We start from the raw sequence: 17516 nt of genomic DNA, 5'->3' as shown, positions 1-17516 counted from the left end.
GTTGGTAGTAATATAATAAGGAGAAAACCGCGTTGGAAATATATAGAACAAAAAAAGAGAACGGAATATTGCCATCCGTCCTCTCCTTTGTTTCGTTGTGTGAAGGGAAATTAAGCTTCAGCAGGAGCTTCTGTCTCTGCTTCAGCAGCAGCCTTTGCGGCCTCTTCCTCTGCCTTTGCAGCCTCAGCAGCAGCCTTCTTCTCAGCTACCTTCTTGGCCATTTCCTCATTCAGTTTCTTTTCCTGAGCGAGCTCCTGAGCAGCAGCCTCTTTCTTGGCTTTGACCTCGTCTTCACGAACCTTGTCGAGACCCTTCTGCTTGTCAGCCTTCCATGCGTCGAACTTCTTCTGAGCAGCAGCCTCGTCGAAAGCGCCCTTCTTAATACCACCACGGAGGTGCTTCATCAGGTAAACGCCCTCACCGCTGAGGATGTTGCGAACGGTATCGGTGGGCTGTGCGCCTGCCTCTACCCAGTAAAGTGCGCGTTCGAAATTCAAATCTACTGTGGCAGGATTGGTGTTAGGATTGAAAGTTCCAATCTTCTCAGTAAATTTACCATCACGTGGTGCTCTTGCGTCTGCGATTACGATGCTATAGAAAGCATAGCTCTTACGACCGCGACGTTGCAATCTGATTTTTGTTGCCATTGTTTTAAATAACTTTTAATGTTTAATAATTGAATTTCGTGCTACTATCTCGTAATAGCGGATGCAAAGGTACTGCTATTTTTCGGAATATCAGCGTTTTTTGAAAAGTTTTATCCTTTTGTTTTCGTTTTTTTAACCAATTACGGGTATTACGCCGCATTTTACTTCTTTTTCATCGTCACACCGACTTCCATTCCATTCACATTTTTCATCAATTTGGAAACGGTCTGGAGGTTTGCGTTACCCGACTTGGAACCAAATGCCTTGAAGAGATTGAGCAACTTGGTTGAGTTTGCAACAAACATGAGTTTCTTGCCTTCCAACTGAGTGGTGATGCTGACTGACTTAACACCCAACGTGGTAAGCTGCAACTTGGAGTCCTTGACACTCCATTTTCCTTGGGTGGTCTTTCCCTTTAATGTTGAAGTGAAAGTACCATCTTGTTGGAAAGTCATCGTCATTGCACCTGGTTTGATGCCTACGGTTGTCAGTTTGGTCTGAAGAATACTTTCCATCTTGTTGGCCGCAATCTTGGCCGCAGCATTCGTCAACACATTGTCTGATTTAAGAACGATGGCTGGTTCTTCATAAACCCATGTTCCGACAATATTTGCTGCACTGGCCTGTTTCTTACCTGAGAAGATAGCAGTAAGATTAGAAATAAGATTCGAACCTCCGCTACTGGTGGTATTATTGCCAAGTACGCTATCAAGTACGCCACTGATTGACTGTGCATTTGCGATTGCACACATCATGAGCATGAAGCCCATAATAACTGATTTCAAAGATAACTTTTTCATTGTTCTTATGCCTATATCATTAATATATTATTAAAATGTCGCGCAAAAGTACTATAATTCAAGAAAAATGCAAAATAATATCGACAAAATTTCACCATACAAACATTTTTTACTACTTTTGCAATCATGTACAAGCAAGGATTATCCATACTTATACCTGTATTCAACAGAAACTGCTGTGCGTTGGTCCAAGAACTACACATTCAAGCTGTCAATTGTGGCATCGACTTCGAAATTATCGTTGTCGAAGATGGTTCTACCAATCCCAAATACGTTGATCAGAACAGACCAGTGGCAGCAATCGACCATGTGCGTTATATCATCCATGAAGAAAACATGGGGCGTGCAATCATCCGCAACTGGTTGGCAGACAAGGCAGAATATGACACATTACTATTTCTTGACTGCGATGTGGACATCCTTGACCCAGACTATCTGAAACGCTATCTTGACAACAAGGCTTCGGTGGTTTGTGGTGGCTTATGCATTGGTGGAGATGCAAATAAACTGCGTCACAGTTTGCGCTACCATTACGAGAAAACGCATGAGAAAGAATATACTGCAAAACAACGGAAACGCAACCCATACAAGAATTTCAGAACCACCAATTTTCTCATCGAACACAAAGTAATGGAAGGTTGCCGTTTTGATGAACGCTTTCGCCAATACGGCTACGAGGATGTGATTTTCGGAAAGACATTGAAACAAAACGGAATCATCATCTCACACATTGAGAATCCTGTATATCTCACCCGTTTTGAATCAAACACTTATTTCATGATCAAGACGGAAGAAGCTATGCATACTTTGTATAAATTCCGTAAAGACATTGTCCCCTACTCTCGGTTACTCCAGCATGTGGAAGTTCTTAAGAAGATTGGACTCTTGCCTGTTTTACGCTTAATATATAGAAGTTCCATCGGCTATTATCTCATGCGCAACCTAAATGGCGAGAGACCTGTCTCACAACTGTACAATCTATACAAACTCATGTTCTTCGCATCATTGAAACCATAATATCGAAGGGGAAATTTCATTCTTCGTTTGCTATTCTTTCTACTCATAAGGACGGAAGAATGGACGCAATGTAAATTGAACAACAATATTTTTGGGATTAGTTATGCCCTTTGTTGTTTTATTGCCTATTTAGAATTATGCCGAGCATACCTATAAAAATCCGCAACACCTAAATTAGGCATTGCGGATTAGTATTTATATCGTTGGGAACTTCGTTAATAATTTCAGGGGGCCATTGATATTGGTGAGTTTTCACTCAGCTTTCTTGTCTGGAAGAATCAAATTCAACACTACACCAACAACTGCTGAGAGGCCAATGCCAGAAATGGTAAATGAACCTGACGAGAGCACTGCCCCACCCAATCCCATGGTCAACATGACAGACATGATGATGACATTGCGCGTTTTGTTTAAATCAACCTTATTATGCATCAGATTCTGAACACCAACACTTGCAATCGTTCCAAACAGAAGAAGCATGATGCCGCCCAAAACAGCCTGAGGAATACTCTGAAGCAATGCACTAAGTTTGCCTACAATAGAAAAGCAGATGGCTGTGGCTGCTGCAATCCGGATAACAACCGGACTGGTGACTTTTGTGATAGACATTGCACCAGTCACTTCAGAATAGGTTGTTTCGGGAGGACCACCAAGTACGGCAGATGCCAAACAGGCAGCTCCGTCTCCCAGCATTGTCCGATGAAGGCCTGGCTCCTTGACAAAATCCTTGTCAGCAACCGCACTTACAACGTAAACATCTCCAATGTGCTCAAGAACCGGAGCTATTGCCACTGGCAACATATAGATGAAAGGTCCCCAAGAGAAATGACTCAACGTGTCAAACGACACAGGGCAGGATATCCAAGGCGCAGCGATTACTCCAGAGAAATCGACCTCACCCATTGCAATGGCCAACACATAACCAACTACCACACCTGTTATAATAGGAACAAGTTTCATAAGTCCACGGCAAAAGGTCAAAACGAGAATAGCTGTGATAAGCGCAGCAAAAGCCAAGATCCAATTGGTCTTTGCCATATTCACAGCACTTCCTGATAACGACAGACCTATCAGAATAATAGCAGGCCCAATGACAATAGGAGGAAAGATACGGTCAAGAAGACGTTTTCCTTGCCACTTGACAAGAGCACTCATCACAAAATAGACTAATGACACACTGGTTAGTCCCGCTATTGTCCCTGGAAGCCCCCACTGTTTGGAAGCAGCGATAATTGGGGCAATAAAAGCAAATGAACTTCCCAGAAAAATCGGGACTTTCCCTTTGGTAAGAAAATGAAAGAGAAATGTTCCCAGACCTGCGGTAAATAAAGCCGTTGCAGGATCAATGCCAATCAGTAGTGGCACAAGAACAGTTGCACCGAAAGCCACAAAGAGAAATTGTACGCCTACGATGGTTTTCTTAACTGTCGATAGTTGTTCTGTTTCCATAATAGTTATTATTAGTATTGAATGATTTAATCAAGATTGTAGTAATTGGTTTTAAGGTATAATACATTTCAAAAAAAATTGCTTGTCTCACGACAAGCAATTTTCAATTAACCTTAATAATCTAATACCATGAAAAACACGTTGCAAATATAGACGTTTTTTTTTATACCTGCAAGAGTTTTCGTATATTTCTTTAAAATTTTAACTTTCATTAAACCTTTTACCATTCCACTTCAACATCACAGCTGTTTCTTTTTCATTTTTTTGTCCTTCCATAGCAACAGGATTAAGAGCCTGAGAATATATTATCTGCAAATCGGAATTATCTGGAGAAACAAATGAGGCCACATACATCTGTTGAGGAAGAGTGATCAACTGGCTGGATGGAATCGGTTCCCAACTGGCCTTATAAAATGTTACATTACTTTCTGGAGCATCTTTTCCATAAGTAGCTACCAAACAGATGATACTGTCTCCATCTGCCAACAGCAAGCGGACATCATACCGCAAGGTTTCACTTATTTGCAAAGAGAACGCTTTATCGTTAAGCATCAGCAATTCGCTATGTCCATCCAACAGATTATCTACACGAGCTTTCATTTTCGATTCTATGAAATCCACCATGTCAAGTCTGTTGTTTTCTGTCAATTCAGGTGTTAACGATTTCGGCATGCTGAGAAATACATCTTTCATCGTATTTTGTGCCTCAGCTGCGAAAGTCGTCAATATCAATATTCCAAGGATTATTATCTTTCTCATGTTCGGTTCATTTTTATCCCTGTCTTATCCACGTCCGGGACGAAGATCTTTTACACGAACCGCCTTACCTTCACTCTGCGGAAGAGACCCCTTCTTTACCAAACGTACACGAGGCGTAAGAAGTATTTCGTCTTTCAATGCACGCTGAATGTCTTTGGTCATTCTCTGAAGTTCGGGATAGACGTCTGTATTCAATCCATCGAGTTCCACATCAACAGTCATTACATCATTATCGCCTTCTGAATCAAGCGTAATAAGATAATTGCTTCCCAAACCGGGATATTTGACAAGTATCTTTTCCACTTGCATGGGGAACACATTAACTCCCTTAATGATGAACATGTCATCTGTACGACCTTTGATACGGTCAATGCGTCTATGAGTGCGTCCGCACGGGCAATCGCCAGGCAGAATACGAGTCAAATCATGAGTGCGATAACGCAAAATGGGCATCATAGTACGGTCGAGAGTGGTAAGAACCATTTCTCCGATTTCTCCATCAGGAACGGGTTCTAAAGTATCGGGATCTATGATTTCCAAGATGTAGTTATCTTCCCAGAGGTGCATACCGTTTTGTTCCTGACACTCAAAAGCTACACCAGGACCATTCATCTCGGTCATTCCAAAAGAATTATAGGCTTTCACCCCCAACAATCGCTCGATGCGACGTCGTTGCTCATCTGTATGTGGCTCTGCCCCTATAAACAGAGTATGCAACTTTGTGCTTCGTGGATCTATACCTTCTTCATGAAAAACTTCCGCAAGACGAATGGCATAAGACGGAATGGCATGAAGACAAGTAGTGCCAAAATCACGGATGAACATAATCTGACGCTTAGAGTTACCAGCAGCAGCAGGTACCGTAGTGGCTCCAAGTTTTTCTGCACCATACTGGAAACCTAATCCGCCAGTAAACATGCCGTAGCCACTGGAATTTTGGAAGACATCAGTATCTCTGCAACCAACCATATACATACTACGAGCAATCATATTTGCCCATGACTCTATATCATGGCGAGAATATGTCACAACTGTCGGATTTCCTGTTGTACCACTGGAAGAATGGATGCGGATTGCATCTTTCATATTGCCTCCAACAAGTCCGAAAGGATAGTTTTCGCGCAAGTCCTGTTTAGTGGTAAAAGGCAAGCGTCTTACATCATCAATGGTCTTGATAGTATCTGATGTAATACCTCGTTCGCCCAACACCCGTTTGTAAAAGGGGGATTGAAGGCATATATCAATAGTTCGACGGAGTTTTTCTACCTGAAGTGCCTCTAATTGCTGACGGGGCATGGTCTCAAGCTCCGGTTGCCAGTATTCTACGTTTTTCATTTTTGCTCTGTATTTATGTTTTATAGTTTTAATGTTTTATCATAATCAAATGGAAGATCGCGACCTATACTTGTTACTATAAGACCAGCTCCATTTTTATCTATTATTTCTCTGATGATATGAGCCATTTCATAGGAATTCGTGTCATCAAGGTGAGAAATGGGTTCGTCAGCTACGAGAAAATCAAAAGGCTGTACAAGAGAGCGCAGCAAGGCTACCCTTTGCTGTTGACCTTGTGAAAGTTGACCTGCCTTCACATCAAGTTTGTCAGAAAGTCCAAGCCGCGAAAACCAGTCTTTGACTTCAACCGCCGACGCTGAAGAAGTCAGGCGATTCTTTATCATTACGTTTTCATACGCAGTAAGTTCCGCGAAAAGGCGCATTTCCTGAAAGAGCATAGCGATATGACGTTGGCGAACTTCTACCCATTGCCTAATAGCATAAGATTTAATATCCGTCTTGTCGAAAAGAATCTGTCCTGTATAATCATTTCTATAACCCTGAAGATAACTACAGAACGTACTTTTACCACAGCCACTATCTGCTGCGACAAGGTATTTCTTGCCACGTTCAAAGGTTACCTGTGACTTCCACACTTCTGAATGCAAATCTGTAACCTCTGCAAACACCTGTGGAGTCACTTGATTAAAAGAAATGCTATGCATGTCTAATCTGTTTTATAAGGTTTGCACAACTGAGCCATCATTACAGCAGACAATCCTGCTGTTTCCGTACGCAGACGACTCTTTCCCAAATGTACGGATTTGTACCCCTGACTGATAGCCTGTCGCACCTCTTCTATAGAGAAATCACCTTCAGGACCAACAAGTATGGTAACAGGTGTGTCTGCAGGCAGATGATTCAATTCGTCAAAAAGATAAGTGCGTTCGACTTCTTCATAGCAATGGGCAATAAACTTGTCACCAGGTCGTTCTGCAGCGACAAACTGGCTGAAAGATTGCATTTCATCAAGATTCGTTTTCCATGCCTTTCGGCTCTGTTTCATGGCCGAAATCACGATTTTTTCCATTCGTGGAAGTTTGATTTGCCGACGTTCCGAAAAGCGACAATCCAAAAATGAAATATCATCGACTCCCACTTCCACAGCTTTTTCCAACAACCATTCCATACGGTCAAGCATCTTTGTCGGTGCAATAGCCAAATGAATACGTCCACTCCAAGGACGCTGTTGTGGTAATGTCTCAAGGATGCGGTATAAGCAATGATGATTGGACGCAACAGAGACCTCCGCCTTATAGAAAGTTCCCTCTCCATCCATTAACATCATCTCATCGCCTGGTTGCAAACGCAACACCCGAACAGCATGTTGTGCTTCTTCGGATGGTAAGGCGTCGCACTCACCAGCCTTTGGAACATAGAAATACCGAACTTCTTTCATTCTTTTACATTTCGAATTTACAGATTCTTAGGTTTGAACAGAATGGCGAAAAGGATTCCCACCACAAGTGCATAACCCGCAAATATCAACCAACAAATGCGCCAATCACCCATCAGATAACCATCTGGAGTGAACGCACAATAATGATTGATGATCTTACCTGCCAATAACGTACCAATGGTGGCACCAAGGCCATTCGTCATCAGCATAAACAGTCCTTGTGCAGAGGCGCGCACCTTGATGTCGCATTTCTGATCGACAAAAAGTCCGCCAGACACATTGAAGAAATCGAAAGCCACACCATATACAATACACGACAACACAAACAGGATAACTCCAGGGAAAGCAGGATTTCCCAATCCAAAGAATCCAAAGCGTAAAACCCATGCAAACATGGCAATGAGCATGACAATCTTGATACCATAACGTTTAAGGACAAACGGTATCAACAGGATGCAAAGTGCTTCGGCCACCTGGGATATTGACACCAACAGCGTTGCGTTGTTGGCAGCAAACGTATTTATCAAGGCAGGATCACCTTTGAATGATGTGATAAATGGAGTTGCATAACCATTGGTAACCTGCAAAGACATGCCCAACATGGCGGAGAAAATAAAGAAAAGGGCCATCTGCTTGCTCTTGAATAACCGGAAAGCGTCAAGTCCCCATGCTTCTGAAAGCGATTGTTTTTCCTTCTTCACTAATTTGCACTCTGGGAATGTGAAACAATACAAGAAAAGTACCAAACTCATCAGGCCAGAAACCAAGAACTGGAAATGAGTATATTGGAACTTATTGTTGTTGTCACCCAAGACAAAGAGCAAGGATCCATTATCCCATGCAGCACAGTTCACAAGCCACATCATGACAATGAAACCAACTGTTCCAAACACGCGAATGGGTGGGAAATCTTTTACCGTATCAAGGCCATTGTTCTTCAATATTGTAAATGCCACCGTATTGGACAATGCCAAGGTAGGCATATAGAAAGCAACACTAAAGGTATAAACAGCCATAAACAGGGATTCATCTGGCTGACCAGCGGTCTGTCCCATCCAGAACAAACCACACATCGAAACTCCTGCAAGAAGATGACACAAACCCAACAGACGTTGAGGCTGGATATATTTGTCAGCCACAATACCTATAAGTGTAGGCATAAAGATTGAGACAACACCTTGAATGGCATAGAACCATGAGATTTCTGCTCCCATACCCGCTTTACCAAGATAATTGCCCATAGATGTGAGGTATGCTCCCCAAACGGCAAACTCGATAAAGTTCATCAGTGCCAAACGTACTTTGATGTTCATATTGTTCTGTTTTATTTTATGTTATTGGTTTGTTATCATCCCAAAGGGTTGGTCTGCCCTGTGCGTCATTTCTTACTTCCAGACGTTTGGGCACCCATTCCGTGTATGGGTATTCTTTGTTTAACGGGAATACTTCGCGTATGATTCCGTTTTGTATCATTACGACCTGCCGTGTCAGCAGACAATGGTCTGGCATCTTTAATTCTAAGCATGCTATCCTTCTTGGTTTCATCTTTAATAGGTTCTACAGATAATGGTTTGTCGTTTTGTTCTTCTTTTCTCTGATGGAATCGAATCAGTTGCAAGTCGTTAATAAACATCATACGACGTACATTGCGATCTTGATGGTCTGAAGCAAGATAAACAAAGCCTGTCATTTCCTTCAATCGATAGTCACGATTGACAGGAACACGAATTTGTGAAAGTCCAGACATCGTGATATGATAAACGGTCTGTACGATACTGTCGCCTTCATATGTAGATAAGAGGCACACTACAGCATCACGAGAGCCCGCCTCGTAGATGTAATCGGAGTTAAACTGGAACATGAAACTGTCACCTTTATGATAACTGGAATCTGCTTTCAGGGAGAAGTCAAAACGATTGGCTGTGGGCAATGGCATTAACATCACTTCCGAAGGACCGCGCCAAACATTGGCAGTATCACCTGTTGTACCATAAGTAGAAAGTCCGAAAGAGCCACTTGTCACACCAAGGGCAGAAGCTTCGTTATTGAGACGTTCACTAACATTCTGGTATATTTTCTTCAGTCTCTCAGCATGAGAGTAATAGTACACCAATGAAGAGTCAAATTCAGCTTCGGTAACCTGATATTTACGTAAAACAGCTTGAAAATAGCCATTCTCATCATACGGTAGGCTGTTCTTTTGTCCTTCACGCCCCATAGCTTGAGCAACATGGTAATCATAAAGGATGTCTTCCATGTCGCTGGGTTGAATATAGTCAGCCGGTACTGTGGGTTTGCAGGAGAACGTAACTGACAGAAGCAGAATTATGACTATTATATGTTTCATATTCACGTTTTTTAGAGCGCATACCTCGTTGCGCCAATTTTCATTTGCTTCTTCTAAATTCAATCTCACCAATTTCTTTCCTATAGAAAAGCAACAACAGAACAGCACCTACTGAAATAGCCGCATCCGCAAAGTTAAAGACAGGGCTGAAGAAAACAAATGGATTTCCACCTACTCTTGGTATCCACTCAGGCCAGGTAGTAACGATAAGTGGGAAATAGAACATGTCAACCACCTTACCCATCAGAAACGGAGCATAGCCTGTTCCAAAGGGCACGAAGTATGAGACATAATAATTGGACGATGCGTTGAATATCAGACCATAGAACATCGAATCAAAAATATTTCCTGCCGCACCTGCCATTACCATGGACAAACAGGCAATATATCCCCAACGTGCATTCTTCTTGACCTGTCGAACAATATACCAGCCGAGTATGGCAACGGCAATGATACGAAAGATTGAAAGTATCAGTTTACTGCCAATCTCCATTCCATAAGCCATACCATTGTTTTCAATGAACACGATTTTAAACCACGAGAAGATTTCTATCTGCTCGTGGAGTGCCATATTCGTTTTGACCAATATCTTGATAATTTGGTCAATCAAGAGGATGGCGGTCACTATAAGTGCTGCCATCCATCCGCGTTTCATCTTAAGATTCAGTGCCATTTACCTATTTTTTGCCAGCCATTTTCGACTCCACACTTAAGGTGGCATGAGGAACGGCACGCAGGCGTTCTTTTGGTATGAGTTTCCCGGTAATCCGGTCTATACCATAAGTTTTGTTCTCAATACGAACCAATGCTGCCTTCAGTCCTTGAATGAACTTCTGCTGACGAGCTGCAAGCGAGATAATTTCTTCTTTCGACTGGGCAGCACTTCCTTCTTCAAGAGCCTTATATGTTGGTGATGTATCATCAACATCATTAGAGTCTTGATTCATCAGAACTCGCATCATCTGATCGTAATCACGTTTGGCCAATGCCAACTTTTCGTTGATAATCTGACGGAACTCTTCCAGTTCTTCATCTGTGTATCTGGTCTTTTCTGTTGCCATAATACTTAAATTTAGGATTTGTTATAATCAGGATTTTGTTACTTGTATATTCAGTTTGAAATCATCAAATTCCACTTCTATGCCATCATTGGGGCTGATAGTAATATCATCGGCGAGAACCTGTGTCTTGATATAATCACCAAATCCCTTAACAGCCTGCTCAATTTCTGCATTTGGTGCAAGAACGATGTGAATACGGTCTGTGATTTCCAAACCGCTATCCTTACGGATATTCTGCACACGGTTGATAATTTCACGAGCCATACCCTCTTGCTTGAGCTCATCGGTAAGTTCGACCTCAAGGGCAACGGTCAATGAACCCTCGTTAGCAACAAGCCATCCGGGAATATCTTCACTAATGATTTCTACGTCTGCCAGTTCGACATCAAGATTCTGTCCGTCAACCTGTATGGCAATAGTACCTTTATTCTCCAAATCAGCAATCTGCTCCTGAGAGAGTCCACTCATCTGTGCTGCAACACCTTTCATGAGTTTACCATACTTCTTACCCATTGTACGGAAATTGCATTTCACTTTCTTGACAAGGATACCTGCACCTTCAACAAAGTTAAGCTCCTTGACATTAACTTCATTAAGTATAAGATCTTTGACAGCCTCTATGTGACGCTTTTGTTCTGCAGTGGCAGGAATCATGATGCTCTGTAGCGGTTGACGCACCTTGATATTGACCTTACGACGCAAGGCAAGAACCATAGACGTAATCTGTTGTGCCATTTCCATTCTTGCTTCAAGGTCAGCGTCTATCAATGCTTCATCTGCAGTAGGATAAGCATCAAGGTGTACGCTGTCTTTCTCTCCACCAAGGTCACGATACAACTGATCAGAATAGAACGGTGCAAATGGAGCCAACAAGCGGCTTACATTCATCAGACAGGTATAAAGAGTCTCGTAGGCTGAACGTTTGTCGTCACTCATTTCCTTACCCCAGAAACGTTTACGATTAAGACGTACGTACCAGTTGGAAAGGTCGTTGTTTACAAATGCATCTATTAGACGACCTGCACGTGTTGGATCATAGTTTTCGAGTTCTGCAGTTACTTTCTTAATCAATGTATTCAAGCAAGACAGAATCCAACGGTCAATTTCTGGACGTTTTGCAAAGTCTATCTGCTGCTGGCCTGGTTCAAAACCATCTACGTTTGCATACAAAGCAAAGAAGCTGTATGTATTGTAAAGTGTTCCAAAGAACTTGCGACGCACTTCATCCACTCCCTCTGGGTCAAACTTCAAGTTGTCCCAAGGTTCTGAATTGGTCATCATGTAAAGACGTACGGCATCTGTACCATATTTCTCTATCATATCGAAAGGATTCACCACATTGCCGACGTGTTTCGACATTTTGTTTCCTTTTGCGTCCAACACAAGACCTGATGATATTACATTCTTGAAAGCTACCGAATCGAAAATCATCGTAGCGATTGCATGCAGTGTGAAGAACCAACCACGTGTCTGATCGACTCCCTCGTTGATAAAGTCAGCGGGGAAAGCTTTCTTCTTATCAATAGCATCTTGATTTTCAAATGGATAGTGAATCTGTGCATAAGGCATAGAACCAGAATCGAACCAAACGTCGATCAAGTCTGCTTCACGCTTCATTGGCTTACCAGATTGGCTAACCAGAATAATATAATCAACGTAAGGACGGTGCAAGTCTATTTTGTCGTAGTTTTCCTGCGACATATTTCCTGGCACAAAGCCTTGGTCTTTCAATGGATTTGACTTCATGAAGCCTGCAGCCACTGATTTTTCTATTTCATTGTAGAGTTCTTCTACACTTCCGATACAGATTTCTTCTCCTTCTTCTGAACGCCAAATAGGCAAAGGAGTACCCCAGAAGCGTGAACGTGACAGGTTCCAGTCATTGAGGTTGTCAAGCCAGTTGCCAAAACGTCCACTTCCTGTTGATTCTGGTTGCCAGTTGATGGTTTTGTTAAGTTCGCTCATTCTCTCCTTGCAAGCCGAGCTACGGATAAACCAAGAATCGAGTGGATAATAAAGTACTGGTTTGTCGGTACGCCAACAATGTGGATAGCTATGGACATGTTTCTCAATTCTGAAAACCTTGCCAGCAGCTTTTAGGTCCATACAAATACTGATGTCGAGCGTTTCGTCTTTATCGGTAAGTGTGTCATCGTAGGCATTTTTGACATAACGACCACTATATTTACCCCACTCTTCCAGATTAACATACTTGCTAACAAAATCAGCATCGAGATCTTCAACCAAATAGTATTTACCTTCGAGATCGACTACAGGACGCTCTGCGCCTTTCTTATCGATCAAGACAATGGCAGGAACACCAGCTTTTTTGGCAACAAAAGCATCATCAGCACCAAAGTTTGGTGCAATATGTACGATACCTGTACCATCCTCAGTGGTCACATAATCACCAAGGATAACACGGAATGCGCCTTCACCGATTGGCGAAATCATGGGCAGCAACTGCTCATAATGAATATTCTCGAGATCGGTTCCTTTATAATGTTCTACAACACGCCAAGGAATAATTTTGTCACCAGCCTTATACGCTTCAAAATCAGCATTTTTACCTTCTTGCTTAAAGTATGCGTTCAAGCGTGCTTCTGCCATTACGACAGTAACGGGAGCTGCTGTATAGGGATTAAAGGTTTCAACAGCCACATAATCTATTTTAGGACCTACGCAGAGTGCTGAGTTAGCCGCAAGAGTCCAAGGCGTAGTTGTCCAAGCAAGGAAATAAAGCTCGCCCCATCCTTTTTGTTTGAGTGCATCAACGACAGCATTTCCTTCTGCCTCTTTGATTTTGAACATTCCTGTACAAGTAGTATCCTTTACATCACGATAGCAACCAGGTTGGTTCAACTCATGTGACGAGAGTCCCGTTCCTGCTGCTGGCGAATAAGGCTGTATAGTGTATCCCTTATAGAGAAGGTTCTTCTGGTAGAATTGCTTAAGAAGCCACCACAGGGTTTCAATATACTTATTGTCGTAAGTGATATAGGGATGGTCAAGATCCACAAAGTAACCCATACGTTCAGTAAGATCACGCCATTCTGCGGTGTACATCATCACATTTTCACGGCATTTACGGTTGTAATCTTCTGTAGAAATATAGCGTTCGCTCTCTTTATTATCAATATCTGCCTTAGTAATTCCGAGTTCTTTCTCCACTCCAAGCTCCACAGGCAGTCCATGAGTATCCCACCCTGCTTTACGATGTACTTGATAGCCCTGCATGGTCTTGTATCTATTGAAAGTATCTTTTATAGAACGGGCAAGTACATGATGGATTCCAGGATGTCCGTTTGCTGAGGGAGGTCCCTCAAAGAATACGAATTGTGGGCATCCCTCTCGTTCGTCAATAGAGCGTAAGAAAACGTTCTTATCTTTCCACATCTGCAGGATATCATTGTTAACCTGCGTCAAGTTCAAACCGCCGTGTTCGGCGAATCTCTTTGCCATAGTTTTATTTTGTTTTTTTTGTTTCCTTTATTAAATAATGTGCAAAGGTAACTTTTTTTTCTGAAATATCCAAAATTATACGCTGTATTACAACAATTTCGCCAATCTGTCACGTAATTGTTGCGCCTCACTTTTACGGATAGCCATACGGATGACACAGGTATTATCATATGTTTGTGAAATAATACGTGGATTCATATCTTTGACTATACGCATTACATCGTTCATTTGTGGATAGGTAAAGGTATAGCTGACTTCTTCTTCCACCTGTCGCAACTCCATCTTCGCATGCGCCAAAGCATCTGCTGCTGCTTCACGGTAAGCCACAATAAGTCCTGAAGTTCCGAGATTGACACCGCCATAATATCTAACGACAACAATAAGGATATCTGTCAGTTCGTTTGAATTGATTTGTCCCAAGATAGGTTTTCCTGCTGTACTACTTGGTTCGCCATCATCATTTGCACGAAAATCAGCACGTTCGGCACCAAGCATATACGCATAACAAACATGGCGAGCATCGTAGTACTTTTTTCGATACCCTGCCAAGATAAGTTTTATTTCATCATGATTTTCCACATGATGAGCGAAAGCGAGGAACTTGCTCCGTTTTTCGGTGTAGTATCCCTCGCTTGTCGCTGATATTGTTTTAAATTCGTCTGTCATCTAACGTTTTTCAAGGACGTCCCAAAAGACGCCATTATTAACCGTATGTTTATGACAGTTTATGGATTACAAGTCCTGAGCGCAATTTTGGTTCAAACCAAGTTGCCTTTGGCGGCATAATTTTTCCACTATCGGCAATATCCATGATTTGCTGCATTGTTACAGGATAAAGTGCTAAAGCTGCACGCATTTCTCCACTGTCAACACGGCGTTTGAGCTCACCAAGTCCACGAAGGCCCCCCACAAAGTCAATACGCTTAGAAGAACGGAGGTCACCAATGTTGAGAATCTCGTCGAGAATCAAACGACTGGAGATATCCACATCAAGCACCCCGATTGGGTCAGTATTGTCGTAAGTACCCTCTTTTGCTGTCAAAGCAAACCAGTGTCCGTCAAGATAGAGTGAGAATTCATGCAAACGTTGCGGTTTGTAGATTTCTTCTCCTTTGTCTTCAACGATGAAATTAACCTGTAAGGCAGCAAGAAACTCTTCCGAAGTCAATCCATTGAGATCTTTAACAACTCGGTTGTAATCAAGGATGGTGAGTTGGCTGGCTTGGAAACAAACAGCCATAAAATAATTATACTCTTCAGTTCCTTTGTGGTTAGGATTCTGCTTTTGCTTCTCAGCTCCCACAAGTGCAGCAGCCGCAGAGCGGTGGTGACCGTCAGCAATATAAAGGCTGGGCATCTTGGCAAATTCCTCGGTGATGGTCTGAATATCAGCCTCATCAGCAATTACCCAGAACTGATGTCGGAATCCGTCTATCGGAGCTATGAAATCATATTCAGGCTCTGTTGCTGCGTAGCGTGCAATAAGTTTATCGAGCACATCATTGTCTGGATATGCAAAGAACACCGGTTCAATATTAGCATCGTTGACACGTACATGCTTCATACGATCCTCTTCCTTATCTCGACGGGTCAGTTCATGTTTCTTGATATTGCCATTTATGTAGTCATCTACATAAGCACCAACGACAAGACCATATTGAGTTTTGCCGTTCATAGTCTGAGCATAGATATAATAGTGTTCATCGGCATCTTGCACAAGCCATCCCTTATCTTGGAACTTCTTGAAGTTTTCTGCAGCCTTTTCATAAACACGCGGATCATACTCTGAAGTACCTACAGGAAAATCAATTTCCGGTTTGATAATATGGTAAAGACTCTTCTCATTGTCTCCTGCTTCAGCACGTGCTTCTTCAGAATCGAGAACATCGTACGGACGACTCTCCACTTGTTCTACAAGTTCTTTGGGAGGGCGTACACCCTTGAACGGTTTGATTGTTGCCATAGTTGTTTTTGTTTTTGAGTAATACTTGATGCAAAAGTACACAAAAGATACGAGAATGCAAAATGTTTCGCATCATTTCTCTTGTTTATCCGAGCTTTATATCAGGAGTTTCTATTTTGTTGCTATTTTTTCGTATTGCATACTGTACACCAAACATTATTTACCAGTTTACAAAAAAAGAAAAAGAAATAACCTAAAACAAAAAAAAAGAGCCGCCAGAAGCCTCAAAAGCCTCACGCCAGATTGCCCTTATTCTTGAGTTAGCTATGTCCGATAAAAGACAAAAAAGAACCATCGTGACATACGGCTGAAACCACATATCACGATGGTAATATCAGTTTAGAAAAATTATTTGTTTACCTGGAATTTTGTGCAACCATCCTTAAAGAATGCATTGATTTGCTTTGCAGCAGCAATACCAGCATTGATATTAGCCTCAGCAGTCTGTGCACCCATTTTTTTCGGAGTAGAGAAGTAACGACCTTCAAATTTACGGAATTCCGCATCAGCTTCAGGCATAATGTCTGTTACATATTTCAGGTCTTCTCTTTCTGCCATGAGTTTCAAGAGTTCGGGTTCGTTGATAACTTCCTTACGAGCTGTATTTACGAGCACGCCACCCTTCTTCAGTTTGTTTACCAATGCATATTTAATGCTCTGCTTGGTTTCCGGAGTAGCAGGAATGTGCAACGAAACAACATCGCAAGTTTCAAAGAGAGCATCCTGATTGGCTACTGCATGCACGCCAGCCTGTTCAATGACTTCTGCTGGGCAGAAAGCATCATAGGCATAAACATCCATTCCAAATCCTTTGGCGATACGGGCTACGTTACGACCAACGTTACCAAAAGCCAGTATACCGAGTTTCTTACCAAACAGTTCCGAACCGCTCTTACCGTTGTAGAAACCACGAACAGCCATTACCAACATGCCAAATACAAGTTCAGCAACTGCATTTGAGTTTTGGCCTGGTGTATTCTCAGCCACTACCTGATGAGCTGTGGCAGCTGCAAGGTCAATATTATCATAACCAGCTCCTGCACGAACCACAATTTTCAATTGTTTTGCCGCATCAAGCACCTCTGCATCAACCTTATCAGAACGGATAATCATTGCATCGGCATCTTTCACTGCATCAAGCAATTGCGCTTTTTCTGTATATTTCTCCAGCAACACGAGTTCGTTGCCGGCAGCCTCTACTTCGGCCTTGATACCATTGACAGCAGCTGCTGCAAATGGTTTTTCTGTTGCTACTAATACTTTCATTGTTGTCAGAA

General features: G+C 42.3%; 16 protein-coding genes. 1 reads left to right on the top strand and 15 read right to left on the bottom strand.

Annotation, left to right across the window (positions count from 1 at the left end):
• Nucleotides 1-110 precede the first annotated feature (110 nt).
• Together CIK90_RS06675 and CIK90_RS06670 are read right to left on the bottom strand one after the other, a co-directional pair.
• A complete protein-coding gene (locus CIK90_RS06675; RefSeq protein WP_094389916.1) occupies nucleotides 111-647 on the bottom strand; it encodes a 30S ribosomal protein S16 in 537 nt (178 codons plus the stop codon).
• A 161-nt stretch (nucleotides 648-808) separates the two neighbouring features.
• Nucleotides 809-1447, bottom strand: a complete 639-nt coding sequence (locus CIK90_RS06670; protein ID WP_094464655.1) for a lipocalin-like domain-containing protein — start codon at nucleotides 1445-1447, stop codon at nucleotides 809-811.
• Nucleotides 1448-1573: 126 nt separating this feature from the next.
• Between CIK90_RS06670 and CIK90_RS06665 the strand changes: the two genes are divergently transcribed.
• Nucleotides 1574-2464, top strand: coding sequence for a glycosyltransferase family 2 protein (locus tag CIK90_RS06665; RefSeq protein ID WP_094389915.1), 891 nt, complete (start codon nucleotides 1574-1576; stop codon nucleotides 2462-2464).
• Nucleotides 2465-2716: 252 nt separating this feature from the next.
• Here CIK90_RS06665 and CIK90_RS06660 read toward each other — a convergent pair whose 3' ends face one another.
• The 13 genes from CIK90_RS06660 to CIK90_RS06600 all read right to left on the bottom strand — a co-directional run bounded on the left by CIK90_RS06660 (nucleotide 2717) and on the right by CIK90_RS06600 (nucleotide 17505).
• Nucleotides 2717-3913 (bottom strand): uracil-xanthine permease family protein, encoded by a 1197-nt coding sequence (locus tag CIK90_RS06660; protein WP_094440060.1) that lies wholly within the window; start codon nucleotides 3911-3913, stop codon nucleotides 2717-2719.
• A 201-nt stretch (nucleotides 3914-4114) separates the two neighbouring features.
• On the bottom strand, nucleotides 4115-4672 hold the full coding sequence (locus CIK90_RS06655; protein ID WP_094464654.1) for a DUF3256 family protein: 558 nt from the start codon (nucleotides 4670-4672) through the stop codon (nucleotides 4115-4117).
• Between the two features lie 24 nt (nucleotides 4673-4696).
• Complete coding sequence (locus CIK90_RS06650; RefSeq protein ID WP_094436180.1) at nucleotides 4697-6007, bottom strand: phenylacetate--CoA ligase family protein; 1311 nt, start codon at nucleotides 6005-6007, stop codon at nucleotides 4697-4699.
• 20 nt (nucleotides 6008-6027) lie between these two features.
• Nucleotides 6028-6672: an ATP-binding cassette domain-containing protein gene (locus tag CIK90_RS06645; protein ID WP_094447291.1), complete on the bottom strand. Its 645-nt coding sequence runs from the start codon at nucleotides 6670-6672 to the stop codon at nucleotides 6028-6030.
• A 2-nt stretch (nucleotides 6673-6674) separates the two neighbouring features.
• Nucleotides 6675-7406 carry a 16S rRNA (uracil(1498)-N(3))-methyltransferase gene (locus CIK90_RS06640; RefSeq protein WP_094464653.1) on the bottom strand — a complete coding sequence of 244 codons (732 nt, stop codon included), beginning with the start codon at nucleotides 7404-7406 and terminating at the stop codon, nucleotides 6675-6677.
• 17 nt (nucleotides 7407-7423) lie between these two features.
• A complete protein-coding gene (locus tag CIK90_RS06635; protein ID WP_094464652.1) occupies nucleotides 7424-8719 on the bottom strand; it encodes an MFS transporter in 1296 nt (431 codons plus the stop codon).
• Nucleotides 8720-8784: 65 nt separating this feature from the next.
• Entirely contained in the window at nucleotides 8785-9753 is a 969-nt protein-coding gene (locus CIK90_RS06630) for a DUF4296 domain-containing protein (RefSeq protein WP_094389908.1), read from the bottom strand.
• Between the two features lie 40 nt (nucleotides 9754-9793).
• The gene (locus CIK90_RS06625; protein ID WP_254046301.1) at nucleotides 9794-10426 is read right to left on the bottom strand and encodes a lipoprotein signal peptidase; all 633 of its coding nucleotides are present in this window, start codon (nucleotides 10424-10426) and stop codon (nucleotides 9794-9796) included.
• 4 nt (nucleotides 10427-10430) lie between these two features.
• Entirely contained in the window at nucleotides 10431-10814 is a 384-nt protein-coding gene (locus CIK90_RS06620) for a molecular chaperone DnaK (RefSeq protein ID WP_094389907.1), read from the bottom strand.
• Nucleotides 10815-10841: 27 nt separating this feature from the next.
• On the bottom strand, nucleotides 10842-14276 hold the full coding sequence (gene ileS, locus CIK90_RS06615; RefSeq protein WP_094464651.1) for an isoleucine--tRNA ligase: 3435 nt from the start codon (nucleotides 14274-14276) through the stop codon (nucleotides 10842-10844).
• 87 nt (nucleotides 14277-14363) lie between these two features.
• The gene (locus CIK90_RS06610) at nucleotides 14364-14942 is read right to left on the bottom strand and encodes a YigZ family protein (protein ID WP_094389905.1); all 579 of its coding nucleotides are present in this window, start codon (nucleotides 14940-14942) and stop codon (nucleotides 14364-14366) included.
• Between the two features lie 49 nt (nucleotides 14943-14991).
• Nucleotides 14992-16239 (bottom strand): DUF1015 domain-containing protein, encoded by a 1248-nt coding sequence (locus tag CIK90_RS06605; RefSeq protein ID WP_094389904.1) that lies wholly within the window; start codon nucleotides 16237-16239, stop codon nucleotides 14992-14994.
• A 348-nt stretch (nucleotides 16240-16587) separates the two neighbouring features.
• A complete protein-coding gene (locus CIK90_RS06600; RefSeq protein WP_094464650.1) occupies nucleotides 16588-17505 on the bottom strand; it encodes an NAD(P)-dependent oxidoreductase in 918 nt (305 codons plus the stop codon).
• Nucleotides 17506-17516: the final 11 nt, after the last annotated feature.

The sequence above is a fragment of the Prevotella sp. P5-126 genome (assembly GCF_002251185.1).
Lineage (GTDB): Bacteria > Bacteroidota > Bacteroidia > Bacteroidales > Bacteroidaceae > Prevotella.
This window is presented reverse-complemented; position numbering and strand designations above follow the sequence as displayed.

Bases quoted from the DNA above. Each gene is read 5' to 3' on its own strand.
- CIK90_RS06670 (WP_094464655.1), bottom strand. From the start codon at position 1,447: ATGAAAAAGTTATCTTTGAAATCAGTTATTATGGGCTTCATGCTCATG.
- CIK90_RS06635 (WP_094464652.1), bottom strand. From the start codon at position 8,719: ATGAACATCAAAGTACGTTTGGCACTGATGAACTTTATCGAGTTTGCC.
- CIK90_RS06600 (WP_094464650.1), bottom strand. From the start codon at position 17,505: ATGAAAGTATTAGTAGCAACAGAAAAACCATTTGCAGCAGCTGCTGTC.
- CIK90_RS06660 (WP_094440060.1), bottom strand. From the start codon at position 3,913: ATGGAAACAGAACAACTATCGACAGTTAAGAAAACCATCGTAGGCGTA.
- CIK90_RS06655 (WP_094464654.1), bottom strand. From the start codon at position 4,672: ATGAGAAAGATAATAATCCTTGGAATATTGATATTGACGACTTTCGCA.
- CIK90_RS06620 (WP_094389907.1), bottom strand. From the start codon at position 10,814: ATGGCAACAGAAAAGACCAGATACACAGATGAAGAACTGGAAGAGTTC.
- CIK90_RS06630 (WP_094389908.1), bottom strand. From the start codon at position 9,753: ATGAAACATATAATAGTCATAATTCTGCTTCTGTCAGTTACGTTCTCC.
- CIK90_RS06650 (WP_094436180.1), bottom strand. From the start codon at position 6,007: ATGAAAAACGTAGAATACTGGCAACCGGAGCTTGAGACCATGCCCCGT.
- CIK90_RS06640 (WP_094464653.1), bottom strand. From the start codon at position 7,406: ATGAAAGAAGTTCGGTATTTCTATGTTCCAAAGGCTGGTGAGTGCGAC.
- ileS (WP_094464651.1), bottom strand. From the start codon at position 14,276: ATGGCAAAGAGATTCGCCGAACACGGCGGTTTGAACTTGACGCAGGTT.
- CIK90_RS06645 (WP_094447291.1), bottom strand. From the start codon at position 6,672: ATGCATAGCATTTCTTTTAATCAAGTGACTCCACAGGTGTTTGCAGAG.
- CIK90_RS06605 (WP_094389904.1), bottom strand. From the start codon at position 16,239: ATGGCAACAATCAAACCGTTCAAGGGTGTACGCCCTCCCAAAGAACTT.
- CIK90_RS06665 (WP_094389915.1), top strand. From the start codon at position 1,574: ATGTACAAGCAAGGATTATCCATACTTATACCTGTATTCAACAGAAAC.
- CIK90_RS06610 (WP_094389905.1), bottom strand. From the start codon at position 14,942: ATGACAGACGAATTTAAAACAATATCAGCGACAAGCGAGGGATACTAC.
- CIK90_RS06675 (WP_094389916.1), bottom strand. From the start codon at position 647: ATGGCAACAAAAATCAGATTGCAACGTCGCGGTCGTAAGAGCTATGCT.
- CIK90_RS06625 (WP_254046301.1), bottom strand. From the start codon at position 10,426: ATGGCACTGAATCTTAAGATGAAACGCGGATGGATGGCAGCACTTATA.